The sequence below is a fragment of the Methylobacterium nigriterrae genome (genome assembly GCF_037106235.1).
In the GTDB taxonomy this organism is placed as follows: Bacteria; Pseudomonadota; Alphaproteobacteria; order Rhizobiales; family Beijerinckiaceae; genus Methylobacterium; species Methylobacterium nigriterrae.
In genome coordinates this window covers 1-467 of the sequence record NZ_JBAWTG010000542.1, presented here as the reverse complement: position 1 = coordinate 467, position 467 = coordinate 1, and the positions used below count along the sequence as shown (strand labels likewise).

Annotated in this window: 1 protein-coding gene; it reads left to right on the top strand. The window is 66.2% G+C overall.

Features of this window, described 5'->3' with window-relative positions:
* Window positions 1-467: MFS transporter (locus WDW90_RS38150; RefSeq protein ID WP_336492876.1), on the top strand; the 467-nt coding region annotated here is incomplete at both ends.

Genomic DNA, 467 nt, shown 5'->3' with positions numbered 1-467 from the left:
GTGCTCGCGGGCATGGGTGCGCGAACGATCGACGGCGTGTTCTTCAACATCTTCGCGGTCTTCTCGATCGGCTACCTGACGCAGACCCTGCACGTGCCGCGCACCGAGGCGCTGCTCGGCGTGACCGCCGCCGCGCTCGTGATGTGCGCGACGATCCCGTTCTTCGGCTCACTGTCGGACCGGATCGGCCGCACCCGTGTCTACGCCTGGGGGTCCCTGATCACCGGTCTCTCCGCCTTCCCGGCCTTCTGGATCTTCCTGACCTTTCCCGGGAACACGACCGCGATCTGGCTCGCCCTCATCGTGCCCTTCGGCATCCTCTACGCCTCCGTCTACGGGCCGGAGGCGGCTCTGTTCTCGGAACTCTTTCCCGCACGGGTGCGCTACACCGGCATCTCCTTCGTCTATCAATTCTCCGGAATCTTCGCGAGCGGGCTCACGCCGATCGTGGCCACGGCCCTCCTGCA